The sequence below is a fragment of the Streptomonospora nanhaiensis genome, from assembly GCF_013410565.1.
Classification (GTDB): domain Bacteria; phylum Actinomycetota; class Actinomycetes; order Streptosporangiales; family Streptosporangiaceae; genus Streptomonospora; species Streptomonospora nanhaiensis.
Genome location: NZ_JACCFO010000001.1, coordinates 4,097,293 through 4,111,833, shown reverse-complemented (window position 1 = coordinate 4,111,833; position 14,541 = coordinate 4,097,293). Strand labels below are relative to the sequence as shown.

Here is a 14,541-nt window from a genome sequence, read left to right as displayed (position 1 = left end):
GCGGCCGGTGGTCCGTCCGCGACTTCCCACACCGGCCGCGCGGTGAGTAGGTGCGTGAGGACAGCGACTCACGCATCTGCAAGCATGCAACTGACAGGTGTCACTACAGAGCCGGAGGTTTTCAGAGGTGAGTCCGCGTGCCACCCCTTGGGGCACCTACACCCAGATAGCGGAGACGCTGAGACAGCGGATCGTCTCCGGTGCTCTGGAGCCGGGGGCGGTGCTCCCCTCTGAGGCGGCGCTTCGTGAGGAGTTTGGCGTCGCGCGGAGCACGATCCGGCGTGCTCTGGCCTCGTTGGAGGCGGACAAGCTGATCAAGGCTCGTCCGGGGACAGGACGTGTCGTCTGCGGTCAGGGGGGCTCCGCGGAAGGCGCTTCCGGCGACCTACCCCAGTACCGGCGCATCGCTGACGCGCTGCGGGACCAGATCACCCGAGGGGACTTCGCGGCCGGGGACGCCTTGCCAAGCGAGTCCGCTCTCGTCCATCAGTACGGCGTTTCCCGGGGTACCGCGCGGCGGGCGCTGGTCGAACTGGAGGCGTCGGGCCTCGTCGTCTCGCTTCAGGGCAAGGGCCGCTTCGTCCGAGGGGCCGATACGCCGCGAAGCTAGTCTGATACATGTGAGACATGTTCCCTGGGCGCGGGATCTCGCGCGGAACCTCCTCGAAGAGCCGTTGCCCCGGCGGTGGGCGCACACCCAAGGCGTGGCCAAACAGGCCGCGACCCTGACCGATGTCCTCGGCCATGACGCCGACCTGGTGACGGCCTCGGCCTGGCTGCACGACATCGGGTACTCACCGGCCCTCGCCGAGACCGGCTTCCACCCCCTCGACGGTGCCCGCTACCTGCGCCGGGTCGAGCGCGCCGACGAACGCCTGTGCTCCCTGGTGGCCCACCACTCCGGCGCTATGGTCGAGGCCGAAGAGCGCGGGATGCTCGATGAACTCACCGGGGAGTTCCCCCTCCCCGACCCCGAGCTGTTGTCCGCGCTCACCTACTCCGACATGACCACCGGCCCGGACGGCACCCATCTGCCCGTTGAGCGGCGCCTCTCCGAGATCCTTGAGCGCTACGCGCCGGGGGACCTGGTGCACCGCGCCGTGACCCGCTCGCGCCCCGACCTGGTGAAGGCGGTCCGCTCTGTTGAGGCGCGCGAGAGCGCCCTTCGCCGCCCTGCGGGCCGGACAACTCGCTCAGCCGATGTGGGGCGCGGCCGTTCCCTGTAGGAAGTGGTCGATGCGCAGACGCATGGAGCGGTCCATCTGGTAACCGGGCAGCTCGGTCCTGGGCACCCAGTAGACTTCGCGGGACTCGCTGCTCGGGGTGGGCTCGCCGGAGAGCGGCCGGCCGGTGAGGACGATGGAGAACTCCTGGCGCGCCTCGCCGTCGCTGGTGTAGAGGATGATGTGCCGGGGATCGGAGTAGATCCCCGATATCCCGGTGATCTCGCAGGTGATCCCGGTTTCCTCGCGCGTCTCGCGCACCGCCGCCTCGGGCACGGACTCGCCCAGGTCGATGGCACCGCCGGGCACCGCCCAGTTGCCGTTGTCGGTACGCCGGATCATCAGGACCTCATCGCGGTCGTTGACGACGATGACGTTGACCGAGGGGACGAGGCTGTTGGCGGGCGGGGCCTGGGGGTCGTCGAAGTAGTCGATCCGCCGTGCCATCGGCCTTCCTCCCTCACCCAAGCGGCGCCGCCTCGTCCCAGACGCGCTCGAAGCTTTCCAGGTACGTGTTCACCATCCCGCCACCGGCGATCTTGCGCAGGTGGAAGACCGGAGCGTTGGACGCCGGCGCCCCGTAGACGTGAGTGTTGACGAGGAGTTGCCCGTCCGCGCGGTAGATCGAGTTGTACAGCGGGGTGCCGTGCAACCGGAACTCGATGCCGTCCACACCGCGTAGCGGCTTGTAGAGGACGATGACGTTGCGGATCTTCGCGGCCATCGCGTCGTCAATGCCCTCGTCGGCACCGCGCTGGGCCACGGCGGCGCTGTCGGGGTCGCCGAGCAGAATGCGCACCCGGACGCCGGCCTCGGCCTTCTGCCGCAGCAGCCGCAGGACGCTCGCGTCCTCGGCGAGAAAGAAGCCGCTGTAGACGAGAATGCCGATCTCTTCCCGGGCGGACTCGAACAGGCGCTTCCAGGCGTCCCGGGGCACGGTCCACCGGTGCGGGTGGACGGTCAGGATCTCGCTTTCGGACGCTTCGGCGCTCTGCGCCGGGCTCAGCGCCTTCGGCCACAGGAACGCCTCGTCCACTCCCAGACGTGCCGCGACGGCGTAGCGGTGCCGCCGGTAGGGGGTGCGGTCGCGACTGATCCAGCGCTCCACGCTCTTGGTGTCAACGCCGACATCGGCGGCCAGATCAGCGGGGGTCAACCCGTGTTCCAGCAGCGCCGCGCGCAACCTCTCGTTTGGCATCTGCCCCGTGTTCGCAGGACGTCTAAGGACGCGCTCACATTATCGAGACGTCCCGAACACGTCCAGCCATGTAGTGATCGCGTCCCGGCCCCTTACCGGATGCTCGTACATGTCCGAAGGTATCGGCCTCGCGAGGGGCGGTCGGCCGGGGCGTGGGTTCGTGGAGAGGAACAGGGATGCCTAATGCTTGACGCACCATCTTCGATACATGTATTATACATGTATCGATTCTCGTCCGGGTGTGCGCCAGCGCCGGATCGGACGGGGTGTCTGTCTGCCAACTGGACCAACGAACAGGAGTGACCGCATGGCGATTCAGGGTGCGCTGCCGATTGAGTTCGGGGCGGTGTTCCCCTACGGCGCGTTCGCGCTGGGGGTGGAGCCGGTGACCGACTTCGAGACCAAGCGCCCGCAGCTGGACAAGGCGACGGGGCTGCCGCTGTGGGCGGTGGACGTGATCGACGCCGACCCCGAAGCGCGGGGCAAGGCCAAGTCGGTGAAGGTCAAGGTGGCCGCCGAGCACTGCCCGGTGCTGCCCGACGAGGTGCCGGGCCTGCCGTTCCGGCCGGTGGAGTTCGAGGCCATGTCGGTCATGCCCTACGTCGATGACTCCGGGCGGCGCCCTCGGGTGGCCTACTCGCTGCGGGCGCGGGGCGTGAAGACCCCCAGTAGCGCGGGCGCCCGCAAGACCCCGGCGGCTGCCGCCGCCAAGGATGCGAGCTAGCCGCTGAACCAAAGCGGGGCGGCCTGGTGCTGCAACACCTCGGCCGCCCCTTTCAACCCCTCCTGGCCTGCGTATCCATGGAAGAGGTGTGACCAGCTTATGTTGGGCGACAACAAGGCGGGCGCGACCCAGGTCCGCCCCACCGCGCCGGTTCCGGCGCGCACCATCCGCTTCACCACCCCGGTCGTTGAGACGCCGGGGATCTTCATTCTCACCGGGTGGCTCTGGCGCTTCCTTCGCGCCCTGGTGCTGCTGCCCGCCCAGTTCCCGATCGCGTTGAGCGCCCTCGGGGCCTCGATCGCCACCTACCACTTCGGCGGCTGGATCAGCCTGGCCGTGCTCTGGTCGGTCGTTGACCTGGTGCTGCTGGTGTGGTGGCGGCGGTGGCCGCGCTCGTTCCGCGATGTGGTGGCGCTGCGGGCGCTGGCCGCCTGGCGCCGACTGTGGGTCTACCGCCGCCACTGGCAACCCGTCCTGGTGGTCGCCGGACTGGCCGAGTCCTACCTCGAACGCCAGTACCTGCCCCAGATTCGCGGGGTGACCTGCTCGGCGTGGGCCGACCGGGTGCGGGTGAGGATCGTGGCCGGCACGTCCCCGGCCGACTTCCAGAAGCGCGTGACCGAGCTGGCCCACGGCTTCGGCGCCCCCTCCTGCCGGGTCGAAGTGCGCGGACCGCGAGACCTGGTGCTGGAGTTCCCCCGCTATGACACCCTCGCCGACCCCATCGACGCCCTCCCCATCCCGAACGAACCGGACCTGTCCGCCCTGCCGGTGGGGATCTGCGAAGACGGGGAACCCTGGTTCCTGCGGCTGCACGGCACCCACGTGCTCACGGTCGGGGTGACCGGGGCCGGTAAGGGCTCGGTGCTGTGGTCGGCCATCCGCGCCATGGCCTCGGCCATCAGGGCCGGTATCGCCGAGGTGTGGGCGATCGACCCCAAGCGGATGGAACTGTCCTATGGGCTTGCCCTGTTCGCGCACTACGCGGCCGACGCCGAGACGGCCGTGGCCCTCCTGGAAGCGGCGGTGGCCGCGATGCAGGAGCGGGCCGAGCGCTACGCCGGACGCCAACGCGTGCACGTGCCGACCGTCCGCGACCCGTTCACGGTGGTGGTGCTGGACGAGGTGGCGTTCCTGACCGCCTACCACCCCGACCGCGACATCCGCCGCCGCGCCGAGAACGCGATCGCCACGTTGACCAGTCAGGGGCGCTCGGTGGGGTTCTGCGTCCTGGCCGCGCTCCAGGACCCCCGCAAGGAGGTGCTGAACCTGCGCAACCTGTTCCCGGACAAGATCGCGCTTCGCCTGGACGAAGCGAGTCAAGTGGACATGGTGCTCGGCGAGGGAGCCCGCGACCGGGGCGCCAACGCCCACCTCATCGACCCCGAGCTTCCCGGGGTGGGGTTTGTGAAGCTGGAGGGCTCCCCTGTCCCGGTGCGGGTGCGGGCCGCGTTCGTCTCCGATGCCGACATCGACCACATGACCGCTACGACCGCTGGAACGGGGGAGTGATGCCCACCCCGACCGGCAAGAGCACGCGGGCCGAACGCCTCGCCCAACCCCTGGCGCGTGAGGTCGCCGAGACCATCGCCGCCGAGAAGGGGGTGTGCATCCGGCCGGTGGCGCTGCGCCGCACCGACATCGCCACCGGCCGGACCGAGATCATCGACGTGCCCTGCAACTCCACGCTGGAATCCCGCTGCCCCGCCTGCGCGCGGCGCAAGCGCTCCATCCGCCGCACCCAGTGCGAGGAAGGCTGGCACCTCAGCGAAGACCCGACCGTCGTTCCCGATCCCGCAAGCGAGGTGCAACGCGCCTGGGTCGAACGCCGCGCGATGGTCACCGCCGAGCGTGACCGCATCGTGGAGGACGGCCGCGCCACCCCGGCCGAGGTGGCGGCGCTGGATGCGGCCATCGCCGACCTGGACGCCGAGATCGCCGCCTCCGGGCTGCGTGGCTCGGTCTCGCGGAGCGCCTCGGCGTCGGGGCGGTCGCGGCGGGTGCGCTCCACCAGGCGCCGCCAGGACGCTCCTGACCTGCCCCAGCGGCAGAAGGCGCCCACCACCGTGGGCCGGGCCTTCGAGGACCCCGCCACCGGTCGGATGTTCCGGCCGTCGCTGTTCATCACCCTGACCTGCGACACCTACGGGCGGGTCAAGGCCGATGGCACGCCGGTAGACCCGGCCGCCTACGACTACCGGCGTGCCGCGCGCGACGCCCTGCACTTCTCCAAGCTCATCGACCGCTTCGTGCAGAACCTCCGCCGGGTGGCGGGATTCGACATCCAGTACTTCGCCACGGTGGAACCGCAACGGCGCCTGGCGCCCCATCTGCACATGGCCACGCGCGGGACGATTCCGCGTGCGGAGCTGCGCCAGGTCGCGGCGGCCACCTACCACCAGGTCTGGTGGCCGCCCGCCGATGAGGTGGTCTATGACGGGGCGAACCTGCCCGTCTGGGACGAAGCGGTAGGGACCTACGTTGATCCCCGCACGGGTGAGGTGCTGCCGACCTGGGGTGAGGCGCTGGACGCTCTGGACGCCGATCCCGACGCCGAGCCGATGCACGTGGTCCGCTTCGGGCCGCAGGTGGATGCCAAAGGCGTCCTGGCCGGGTCCCCGGATGCCGACCGGTGCGTGCGCTACCTCGCGAAGTACCTGACCAAGGACATCGCCGAATGCCACGCCGTGGAGACCGACGCCCAAGCCCGCCACGTGGAGCGGCTCGTTGAGGCCCTGCGGTTCGAGCCCTGCTCTCCCCGCTGCGCCAACTGGCTGCGCTACGGCATCCAGCCCGACAGCGCCAAGCCGGGGATGGTGCCGGGCTACTGCCGCTCCAAAGCCCACCGCCGCGAACACCTCGGCTACGCCGGACGCCGCGTCCTGGTCTCGCGCAAATGGTCGGGCAAGACCATGGCCGACCACAAAGCCGACCGCCTCACCTGGGTTCTCAACGCGCTCGGCGTCTCCCCCGGCCAGACCGACAACGAGGGCCAGGACCACGCCGCCCAACAACCCCCGGCGCTCGCCTCGGTGTCCTCGGGCGATCACACCTGGGAGCTGGCACGGCCCACTGACCCCGACGTGCCTCCCCGCGAACACCGTCTCCTGCGCGCGGTCGGCGAAGCCCTCAAACGCCGCGCCCAACTCGACGCCGCGCGGCGAACCGGTCTTTCGGCAACTTCGGCAATGGAACAGGTGGCCTAGACATGAGTGATCTCGTCCTGACCGTCGATGAGGCAGCGGCGCGGCTCCGAGTGAGTCGGTGGACGCTGTACAACCTCATCCGCTCGGGGCAGCTCCGGACGGTCAAGATCGGGCGCCGGCGGCTGGTGCCCGTCGCGGCGCTGGCTGAGTGCATCGACGTCCTGGCAGAGGTGGCCTGATGGTCGGCAGCAGGAACGACGGCGGCAGCCGCCGCCGGAACGACCGCTCCAAGCGCGCCAACGGCGACGGGAGCATCTGGCAGCGCAAGGACGGCCGGTTCGCCTACGCGGCCTACGTGCTGAGCACGGACGGCACGTACAAGCGCGTACAGGGGTACGCCAAGGATCGCGACGACGCGCGCTCCAAGCTGAACAAGCTGCTCGCCGACTCCGACCGGGGGATTCCGGTCGCCTCGGAGAACTGGAGAGTGGACGAATACCTCTCCTACTGGCTGGAACACGTGGTCAAGGCGGAGCGTCGCCCCAAAACCGTGCAGGGCTACGAGGGGGTTGTCCGCCGCCACCTCATCCCCAACCTGGGGAAGAAGCGCCTCGGCAAGCTGACCGCTCGCGACGTCCGAACCTTCATCACGCGCATCCGGCAGGAATGCCAGTGCTGCAAGAACGGCACCGACGCCGGACGTGAGCGGCCTCGCTGCTGCGCCGCACCCGGCAAGGACTGCTGCCGTACCACGCTCTCCCCTCGCATGGTGCAGTCGATTCACGCGGTCCTGCGCAACGCCCTCGAATCGGCAACGCGGGAGGAGATCATCCCGCGCAACGTCGCCAAGCTCGTCAAGGTCTCGCCGCCCCGCTACGCCGTGAATCGCGGGCTCGACGTCCCGCAGGCGAAGCGGCTGCTCAAGCTCTCCCGCGACGACCGGTTCCACGCGCTGTACGTTCTCGCGCTCTGCCTCGGCCTGCGGCGCGGGGAACTGCTGGGGCTGCGCTGGCAGGACATCGACCTCGACGCCGGGCGTTTGGAAGTCGTCCACACGCTTCAGCGCGTCGGCGGGGCGCTGCGCCTGGTGCCGCCGAAGACCGACGACTCCTCTCGCACCGTCCCGCTGCCCGACCTCTGCGTGAAAGCGCTTCGGGAGCACCGCAAGCGCCAGTTCGCCGAGCGGTCCGACGCCGCGCCGGACTGGGAGGAGAAGGGGCTCGTCTTCCCCTCTCGGCGGGGGACGCCGCTGGAGCCGGACAACCTGCGCCGGAGCTGGGAGCCGCTGCGCCGCCGAGCCGGCCTTGACGGGGTGCGCTTCCACGACCTCCGCCACACCTGCGTGACCCTGCTGCTCAACCTCGACGTCCCGCCGCAGGTGGTCCGGGAGATCGTCGGGCACAGCGACATCGGCGTGACGATGACGATCTACGCGCATGCGTCGCTGGACGACAAGCGGCGGGCGCTCGGCCGGTTGGGCGACGCCCTGGGGTGAGTGCGCGGCCGTTGCCGTTGCTGTCACGGTTGCTGTCAAAAAAGCCCGGCGCCTATTCGGCTCCGGGCTTCTTCGCTGGTCAGACTGTGTGGCCAGGGGCGGGGTCGAACCGCCGACCTTCCGCTTTTCAGGCGGACGCTCGTACCAACTGAGCTACCTGGCCCCAGGCACACCGGTCGGTGTGTGAGCGGTCCTGACGGGATTTGAACCCGCGGCCTCCACCTTGACAGGGTGGCGAGCACTCCTAACTGCTCCACAGGACCTTGTTCTGTTGTACGCGTTGAGCTGGGCACCTGGTCCGGCTGGTGACTCGCTCCGCGCTCCGGGTCTTATTCTGCCAGACCTTCGGCAGTGGTTCGACCGGAGCCGTACCCCCAACCGGATTCGAACCGGCGTTACCGCCTTGAAAGGGCGGCGTCCTAGGCCACTAGACGATGGGGGCCTCGACGACGAAGGTCGTCACTTCCCACTTCGTCAGTCGTCGGGAACGGGTCAAGCATAGGGGAGATTTCACCCCAGTGGCAAAGCGGTTTGGCGGGCCCGCCGGGCGGTGGCGGCCGCCGGGGCAAGCGTCGGGGCAGGTCACTCCGCCCCGCCCGTCACGCCGCCCCCGCGCCCGCCCCGCGTGCCCCGGCCGCGGCCCCGCCGACCGCACTTCCCGCACCGCCCCTCCCGCCGCACCTCTCGCGGCCCCGCCGGCACGCCCCCGGCCGCCGCAGGGCGCACCGGTGCTACGACGGGGACGGCGGCGTCGGCGCGGTCGGCGAAGGCTCCGGGCGGCCGCCCGGGAGCGTGGGGGTCTGGCCCTCCTCCGCCGGGGCCGACGGGGTGGGGGTGCGGGTGGGGGCGTCCGTGGGAGGCGGCGGGGAGAGAGCGCGGTCGGGGTCCTCCTCGATGTGGCGTTCGATCTGGGCCGAGGTCAGGCCCAGCCCGCCCAGGGTGATGTCGTCCCACGCCTGCAGGCGGTCGGTGCCCGGGTCGATGTAGAGGACCGACGCCTCGTAGGGGGTGGGGTCGTCGTCGCCGCGGTCGAGGCCGCGCAGGCCCGCGCCGCCCGTCGAGCCCTGCGCGAAGAACCGGGTGCCGGTGGGCTCCACCTCCGTCCACCGGTTGTGCCCGTGGCCCGTCAGCACCAGCGGCACCCGCCCGCTGAACGCCTCCGCCTGCGCCCGGTCGTGCAGCACGGCGATGTCGACCTCGTCCTCGGCGGCGGCCGCCTCCTCGGCCTGCTCGGCGCCGATCGCGGCCAGTTCCTCGTCGCCGGGGTTGTCGCGGGTCTGGTCCGGCGAGAACCGGGGGTCGCCGGCCCCGTAGAAGGTGATCCCGCGGACCTCGGCCGTGTCCCCGTCGAGCACGACCGCGTTCTCCTGCGCTTCCACCGCGCGCTGGGTCCCCATGGAGTCGTGGGCGCCGCGCACCCACACGTAGGGCACGTCCAGCGAGCCGATGTCGTCGACGAACACGTCCTCGGCCGCGCTGCCCCGGTCGGTGATGTCGCCGGTGTCCACGACGACGTCGATCTGGAACTGCTCGGTCAGCGACCGGATGACGTTCCACGACGCCGGGTTGAGGTGGATGTCGGACACGTGCAGCACCCGGACGGTGTCGTCGTCGTTCTCGTAGACCGGCAGCGCCGAGGTGGCCTCGTAGAGCTGCGACACGTTGCCCACCAGGCCCGCCAGCTGCTCGCGGTACTGGGAGAACCGGTTGACGACGTTCTCCGCGCTGCCCACCACCTGGGGCGCGCCCGCCAGCAGGCCGGTGTAGCGGGGTTCGGCGATGGCGGCCGGGTTGAAGGTGGCGTAGGTCAGCCCGCCCGCGCCCGCGAGCACGGCCAGCGCCGTCAGCGCGCTGAACCCGGCCCGCCGCCAGTCGCGGAACACCGCCAGGGCCGTCAGCGCGGCGCCCAGCACCGCCGCCACCACGGCCTGGACGAACAGCCGGATGACACCGGTGCGCAGCTCGGAGCCGATGCTGGCCGCCATGCGGTCGATGGCCTCGGGGTCCTGGAACATCTCCTCGGCCGCCGAGAACCGGATCTCGGAGATGCCGGCCTCGAACCGCAGCGGGGCGGCGTGGGTGTCGAACTCCAGCTTGCCCAGCGGCGACACGTCCAGCACGGTCTCGCCGTTCCAGTCGGGGCTGACGCTCAGCTCGATGTCGGCGGGCCCGATGGGCGTGACGACCTGCCCGCCCAGCAGCAGGCCCAGCCAGCCGCCCAGCAGTCCGGCGGCGACCACGGCGGCGACGCGCCACGCCCGGCCCCGGCGGAGCCGGGCGAACCGGCCGGGCAGGGCACGCCCGGCCGCGGCCAGGCGGGGGCTGAGGCGCGACAACACCACTCCATCATGCCCATGCCCCCGCCGGACCAACGTGTCCCTCGCCATGGCGGGGCGCGGCGCCGGTCCGCGGCCGGCCGTGGCCCCTGCGCGCGCGGGCGCCCACGGGCCGTCCTGTCCCCGCGGAGCCCTGTGGCCCACCCCACTCGTGCGCCCGGCCGGGGTGGGGGAGACTGCTTGTCGTGGTCGAACTCACCCGTGGCCGGTTCGAGGAACTGGTGGCCGAGGCCCTGGACACCATTCCCGGCGAACTCACCCAATTGATGGACAACGTGGTAATAACCGTCAGCGAGTCCCCGCCCGAACCCGGCCTCCTCGGTCTCTACGAGGGCGTTCCGTTAACGGAACGGGGCGAGGGCTATTTCGGGTTCCTACCCGACCGCATCTCGATCTACTGGCGGGAGATCTGCGCCGTCTGCGCCACGCCCGAGGACGTCGTGGAGCAGGTCCGGATAACCGTCGTCCACGAGATCGCCCATCATTTCGGCATCGACGACGACCGCCTTCACGAACTCGGCTGGGGCTGAGGCCGCGCGCCGGCCCGTCGCCGCTCGTGGGAGCCCTGCCCCGCGGGGGCCGTCCGACCCCCGCCCGGGGCCGCCGTCGATTCGGCTACGGGCACGCCGCCGGCCATTGATACAACACCCAATGCAGAGGAATCGTGACATAGGGGCCTGTTTAGTGATTGGCACACATGGCGGCACACGACGGCATATGCAAAACGCCTACAACAAAACAGACACGAATTCCGGCAAACCGCTTGCGAACGCACCGCCCAATCAGGAACGGTAGGTGATCAGACAACAACTAAGTGTTATCCCGTTGAGCAAGGGAGTCCGGGTGGGTAATCCGCGCACGGGCAGCCACAAGGCCGATGTCCCCCCGCAGCCGGGCGGCGACACCCCTTCGCCGCGCCCGGAACCGGAGACCGGTCCCGCCGCCGAGGCCGCCGCACGCGCCGAGGCCGCCGGCACGCCCGACTCCCCCGACCCCGCCGGGTCCGGCGAGCCGCCCGACCCTCCCGGCACCGGCACCGGCGCCGCCCCCGCCGACCCCGCCGCCTCGCCCCCGCCCCAGCAGGAGCCCGCGCCCGCCCCCGACTGGCGGCGCAGCTACCGCCAGGTCATGGGCGTGCGCGAGTTCCAGGCCCTGTGGGTGGCCCAGGCGCTCTCCATGACCGGCAACTTCCTGCTCAGTGTCGCCGTCACGATCCTCGTCTACCAGCAGACCGCCTCGGCGCTGGCGGCCGGGGTCACCCTGGCCCTGACCTTCGTGCCGCAGATCATCGCCGGCCCGCTGCTGTCGGGCCTGGCCGACCTCTTCCCGCGCCGGCGGGTCATCGTCGTCTGCGACATCATCCGCGCCGCGCTGGTGGCCTCCATCGGCATCCCCGGCATGCCCATCTGGGGCATCTGGGTGCTGCTGTTCTGCTCGATCCTGCCGATGGTGCCCTTCGCCGCCGCGCGCGCCGCGCTCATGGCCGAGATCGTCCACGGCGACCGCTACGTCGCCGCCTCCGCCATCATCCAGCTCACCACCCAGGTCGGCACGCTGGTGGGTCTGGCCGCCGGCGGGTGGGTGGTCGCGCTCATCGGCCCCAACTCCGCGGTCATGTACAACGGCCTGACCTTCCTGGCCTCGGCCGCCATCATCCAGTTCGGGGTGCGGTTCCGCCCGGCCGCGCACGAGGACGCCGAGGAGCGCCCGTCGCTGTGGCGCGTCACCCGCGACGGCACCCGCCTGGTCTTCGGCGACTCCCGGCTGCGCACCCTGGGCCTGTTCGCCTGGCTCGCGGGGATCTACATGATGCCCTACGGCCTGGCCAACCCCATCGCCGACGAGGTCGGCGCGGGCCCCACCGCCGCCGGGTTCATCATGGCCGGCCACTCCATGGGCGCGGTCGTCGGCGGGTTCGTGCTGACCCGGCTGATCAACCCGGCCACCCGCATGCGGCTGATGGGCCCCATGGCGGTGGCGGCTTCGGCGCCGCTGCTCGCCTGGTTCCTGCACCCGCCGCTGTGGCTGATGGTGGTGCTGCTGGCGGTCTCGGGCATGGCCGCCTCCTACCAGTTCGTCGCCAACGCCGCGTTCGTGCTGTGCGTGCCGCCCGAGGGCCGCGGCCTGGCGTTCGGCCTGGTGGCGGCCGGTCTCCAGGCGGTCCAGGGCATCGGTATCGCGCTGGCCAGCCTGCTGGTCGAGGTCGCCAGCACGCATGTGGTCATCACCGGCGCCGGGATCGCCGGGGTGCTCGCCGCCGCCGCGCTGGCCCTGCCGTGGGCGCGGATCGCCCAGAGCGCCATCGACCGCATGAACACCGGGGCGGCCTGAGACCTCGGACGCCCCGCGCGGCCCGGGCGGGGCGCCACTCGGGGTGGAGCCGCCCCAGGTCAGCCGAAAGTACGGCCGCGCGGGCGCCGATCCGCCTTTCGGCTGATGTCCGCGCCGGAGCGGGGCCGCAGGATCGGGTCCCATGTCCACCGAAACGACTGCCGCGCGCGGTCACCCGCGTATCGCGGCCCTCGACGTGCTGCGCGGGTTCGCGCTGTGCGGGATTCTGCTCGTCAACGTCCGGATCATCACCTCCTCCGGCCCGCCGCCGGCCGCCGACCTCGACGACCCCCTGGTCTGGCTCGGCCTGGCGACCTCCCAGCGCTTCCTCCCGGTCTTCGCCCTGCTCTTCGGCATGGGGTTCGCGCTGCTGGCGGAGTCGGCCGCCCGGCGATCGCGGCGTCCGCGCCTGGTCCTCCTGCGGCGCCTCCTGGCGCTGCTCGCCATCGGCCTGCCGCACCTGCTGCTGTGGCCGGGCGAGATCCTGACCGCCTACGCCGTGCTCGGCCTGGCGGTGCTCCTCCCGTCGACCTGGCTGCCCCGGTGGGCCGTGGCCGTGCTCTCCGCGGCCTGCCTGGCCGTGGGGCTCGCGTTCGGGGGAGGCGGCCCCCTGCTGGTGGCCGGGCTCTTCCTGCTGGGTGCCGCGCTGGTGCGGTACGGCGCGGCCCGGCGGTTGGACGGACCGGCGCGCACCCCCGCCCTGCTGGGGCTGGCGTTCGCGGCGGGTGCGCTTCCCGCGCTGTGGTGGCAGGTCCGGGCGGCCGCCTCGGACTCCCCGGCGTTCGGCACCGCCCTGGGGCTGGCCGGACTGCTGATGGCCGGGGCGTATGTGTGCGCGGTGCTGGTCCTGCTCAGGACACCGCTGCGCCCCGTGCTGCGGGCCGCCTTCGAACCGCTGGGCCGGATGGCGCTGACCAACGACCTGACGGCCACGGTCCTGGTGCTGGCGGCGGGCCGGCTCCTCGGCCTGGAGTTCGACACCCTGGCGCAGGTGCTGCTCACCGCCGGCGCGGTCCTCGGCGCCCAGTGGATGTTCTCGGTCCTGTGGCTGCGCCGCTACCGCCAGGGTCCCGTCGAGTGGGTGTGGCGCTGGGCCACCTGGGCCGGGCTCCCCTCGCCGCGCGCCTCACCGTCAGCCGGCTGAGTGGCCCGCGGCCCCCGGCCCGGCCGCGCGCCCCCGGCGGCCCCCGGCCGCGCGTCGAAGGCGTGGGGGAGCCGGGAGACGAACCCTGACCTGGCGCGCAGCGACCACATCACAGCTCCGACTTCTTGCCCTGGAAGTTGCGGACGATGTGCTCCAGCACCGAGGACCGGCCGCCCTCCTCGGGCATGACCAGCCAGGCGATGATGTAGACGAAGATCCCGCCGCCCATCAGGGTGAGGACGGCGAAGACGAGGCGGACGATGTTGGGGTCGACGCCGAGGAACTCGCCGATGCCCCCGCACACGCCGGTGAGGAGCCGCTGGTCGCGGCTGCGCCGAAGGGTCTTCTTGCCGAAGTTCTCGTTCATGTCTCCAGCCTGCCCGTCCCGCGCCGGTTTTCCCATGGGGAAGCTCCCTGGCGGTCCCCTGATGCGACCCTGACCGCCCCGGGGCCGCCGGGGGACGCCCGGGCGCCGCCCTCGTGCGCCGGGGCGCGCGCCGCTACCCCTCGGGCGGGTGGGTCCGGGCGCAGGCGTCCAGGAGGGCGCGCAGCGCCGGGGACGGCGGGCCGGGCGGCACGGCGAGGTGCAGGTCGTGGAAGGCGGGGTTGCGCTCGCGCTCGGCCAGCCGCAGCGGCAGCCCGCCCAGGTGGGCGAGGGTGAGGTCGGGGTGCGCGGCGGCCGGGTGGTCGGCGGGCAGGGCCACGACGAGCCGCTCGTGCCACACCGGCAGCAGTTCGAGCCCCGGCGCGGAGCCGAGGACGCGGACCAGGGCGGTGTCCAGCTCACCCGAGCGGACCCCGGCGAGCCGGTCGGCCCGGCCCGCCTTCGACAGGCGCACGCGCAGTCCCGGCGCGTCGGCGGCCAGCCGGTCGAGCACGGGGGGCAGGTGCTCGCCCGGCGCGGGGCCGGTGGCCAGGCGCAGGACGCCGGCGCGGTCCCGGGC

The 14,541-nt window shown here is 71.8% G+C and carries 14 protein-coding genes, 3 tRNA genes and 1 pseudogene; 10 read left to right on the top strand and 8 right to left on the bottom strand.

Annotated elements, in window-relative coordinates; all coding sequences use genetic code 11:
* Positions 1–97 precede the first annotated feature (97 nt).
* Complete coding sequence (locus tag HNR12_RS18160; RefSeq protein ID WP_338119790.1) at positions 98–610, top strand: GntR family transcriptional regulator; 513 nt, start codon at positions 98–100, stop codon at positions 608–610.
* A 94-nt stretch (positions 611–704) separates the two neighbouring features.
* Positions 705–1,226: an HD domain-containing protein gene (locus tag HNR12_RS18155; RefSeq protein ID WP_338119789.1), complete on the top strand. Its 522-nt coding sequence runs from the start codon at positions 705–707 to the stop codon at positions 1,224–1,226.
* On the opposite strand, the gene HNR12_RS18150 is transcribed toward HNR12_RS18155, so the two are convergent.
* On the bottom strand, positions 1,194–1,670 hold the full coding sequence (locus HNR12_RS18150; RefSeq protein ID WP_179768738.1) for an NUDIX hydrolase: 477 nt from the start codon (positions 1,668–1,670) through the stop codon (positions 1,194–1,196). The genes HNR12_RS18155 and HNR12_RS18150 overlap by 33 nt on opposite strands.
* Before the next feature lie 13 nt (positions 1,671–1,683).
* The gene (locus HNR12_RS18145) at positions 1,684–2,421 is read right to left on the bottom strand and encodes an XRE family transcriptional regulator (protein ID WP_179768737.1); all 738 of its coding nucleotides are present in this window, start codon (positions 2,419–2,421) and stop codon (positions 1,684–1,686) included.
* 307 nt (positions 2,422–2,728) lie between these two features.
* Here HNR12_RS18145 and HNR12_RS18140 point away from each other — a divergent pair, with 307 nt between their 5' ends.
* From HNR12_RS18140 to HNR12_RS18120, 5 genes are all read left to right on the top strand, one after another.
* Positions 2,729–3,145, top strand: a complete 417-nt coding sequence (locus tag HNR12_RS18140) for a plasmid replication, integration and excision activator (RefSeq protein WP_179768736.1) — start codon at positions 2,729–2,731, stop codon at positions 3,143–3,145.
* Between the two features lie 99 nt (positions 3,146–3,244).
* On the top strand, positions 3,245–4,657 hold the full coding sequence (locus HNR12_RS18135; RefSeq protein ID WP_179768735.1) for an FtsK/SpoIIIE domain-containing protein: 1,413 nt from the start codon (positions 3,245–3,247) through the stop codon (positions 4,655–4,657).
* A complete protein-coding gene (locus HNR12_RS18130) occupies positions 4,657–6,351 on the top strand; it encodes a replication initiator (protein WP_179768734.1) in 1,695 nt (564 codons plus the stop codon). The genes HNR12_RS18135 and HNR12_RS18130 overlap by 1 nt, the downstream gene beginning before the upstream one ends.
* A 2-nt stretch (positions 6,352–6,353) precedes the next feature.
* Complete coding sequence (locus HNR12_RS18125; protein ID WP_179768733.1) at positions 6,354–6,530, top strand: helix-turn-helix domain-containing protein; 177 nt, start codon at positions 6,354–6,356, stop codon at positions 6,528–6,530.
* Positions 6,530–7,786 carry a tyrosine-type recombinase/integrase gene (locus HNR12_RS18120; protein WP_179768732.1) on the top strand — a complete coding sequence of 419 codons (1,257 nt, stop codon included), beginning with the start codon at positions 6,530–6,532 and terminating at the stop codon, positions 7,784–7,786. The genes HNR12_RS18125 and HNR12_RS18120 overlap by 1 nt, the downstream gene beginning before the upstream one ends.
* 89 nt (positions 7,787–7,875) lie before the next feature.
* On the opposite strand, the gene HNR12_RS18115 is transcribed toward HNR12_RS18120, so the two are convergent.
* From HNR12_RS18115 to HNR12_RS18100, 4 genes are all read right to left on the bottom strand, one after another.
* A tRNA-Phe gene (locus HNR12_RS18115) sits at positions 7,876–7,949 on the bottom strand.
* A gap of 25 nt (positions 7,950–7,974) precedes the next feature.
* A tRNA-Asp gene (locus tag HNR12_RS18110) sits at positions 7,975–8,049 on the bottom strand.
* 106 nt (positions 8,050–8,155) lie between these two features.
* A tRNA-Glu gene (locus HNR12_RS18105) sits at positions 8,156–8,228 on the bottom strand.
* 289 nt (positions 8,229–8,517) lie between these two features.
* Positions 8,518–10,173: a metallophosphoesterase family protein gene (locus HNR12_RS18100; RefSeq protein WP_179768731.1), complete on the bottom strand. Its 1,656-nt coding sequence runs from the start codon at positions 10,171–10,173 to the stop codon at positions 8,518–8,520.
* A 134-nt stretch (positions 10,174–10,307) separates the two neighbouring features.
* On the opposite strand from HNR12_RS18100, the gene HNR12_RS18095 reads away from it, so the two are divergent.
* The 3 genes from HNR12_RS18095 to HNR12_RS18085 all read left to right on the top strand — a co-directional run bounded on the left by HNR12_RS18095 (position 10,308) and on the right by HNR12_RS18085 (position 13,597).
* Positions 10,308–10,652 (top strand): metallopeptidase family protein, encoded by a 345-nt coding sequence (locus HNR12_RS18095; RefSeq protein WP_179768730.1) that lies wholly within the window; start codon positions 10,308–10,310, stop codon positions 10,650–10,652.
* Between the two features lie 598 nt (positions 10,653–11,250).
* Complete coding sequence (locus HNR12_RS18090; protein ID WP_179770694.1) at positions 11,251–12,453, top strand: MFS transporter; 1,203 nt, start codon at positions 11,251–11,253, stop codon at positions 12,451–12,453.
* Between the two features lie 142 nt (positions 12,454–12,595).
* Entirely contained in the window at positions 12,596–13,597 is a 1,002-nt protein-coding gene (locus HNR12_RS18085; RefSeq protein ID WP_179768729.1) for a DUF418 domain-containing protein, read from the top strand.
* A 109-nt stretch (positions 13,598–13,706) separates the two neighbouring features.
* Here HNR12_RS18085 and HNR12_RS18080 read toward each other — a convergent pair whose 3' ends face one another.
* Together HNR12_RS18080 and HNR12_RS18075 are read right to left on the bottom strand one after the other, a co-directional pair.
* On the bottom strand, positions 13,707–13,964 hold the full coding sequence (locus tag HNR12_RS18080) for a PspC domain-containing protein (protein ID WP_179768728.1): 258 nt from the start codon (positions 13,962–13,964) through the stop codon (positions 13,707–13,709).
* Between the two features lie 133 nt (positions 13,965–14,097).
* Positions 14,098–14,523 (bottom strand): annotated as a pseudogene (locus HNR12_RS18075) (LysR substrate-binding domain-containing protein); the annotation flags it as partial.
* Positions 14,524–14,541 lie beyond the last annotated feature (18 nt).

Coding starts and splice junctions, on each gene's coding strand:
- HNR12_RS18150 (WP_179768738.1), bottom strand. CDS start 1,670: ATGGCACGGCGGATCGACTACTTCGACGACCCCCAGGCCCCGCCCGCC.
- HNR12_RS18145 (WP_179768737.1), bottom strand. CDS start 2,421: ATGCCAAACGAGAGGTTGCGCGCGGCGCTGCTGGAACACGGGTTGACC.
- HNR12_RS18140 (WP_179768736.1), top strand. CDS start 2,729: ATGGCGATTCAGGGTGCGCTGCCGATTGAGTTCGGGGCGGTGTTCCCC.
- HNR12_RS18135 (WP_179768735.1), top strand. CDS start 3,245: ATGTTGGGCGACAACAAGGCGGGCGCGACCCAGGTCCGCCCCACCGCG.
- HNR12_RS18130 (WP_179768734.1), top strand. CDS start 4,657: ATGCCCACCCCGACCGGCAAGAGCACGCGGGCCGAACGCCTCGCCCAA.
- HNR12_RS18125 (WP_179768733.1), top strand. CDS start 6,354: ATGAGTGATCTCGTCCTGACCGTCGATGAGGCAGCGGCGCGGCTCCGA.
- HNR12_RS18120 (WP_179768732.1), top strand. CDS start 6,530: ATGGTCGGCAGCAGGAACGACGGCGGCAGCCGCCGCCGGAACGACCGC.
- HNR12_RS18100 (WP_179768731.1), bottom strand. CDS start 10,173: ATGGCGAGGGACACGTTGGTCCGGCGGGGGCATGGGCATGATGGAGTG.
- HNR12_RS18090 (WP_179770694.1), top strand. CDS start 11,251: ATGGGCGTGCGCGAGTTCCAGGCCCTGTGGGTGGCCCAGGCGCTCTCC.
- HNR12_RS18085 (WP_179768729.1), top strand. CDS start 12,596: ATGTCCACCGAAACGACTGCCGCGCGCGGTCACCCGCGTATCGCGGCC.
- HNR12_RS18080 (WP_179768728.1), bottom strand. CDS start 13,964: ATGAACGAGAACTTCGGCAAGAAGACCCTTCGGCGCAGCCGCGACCAG.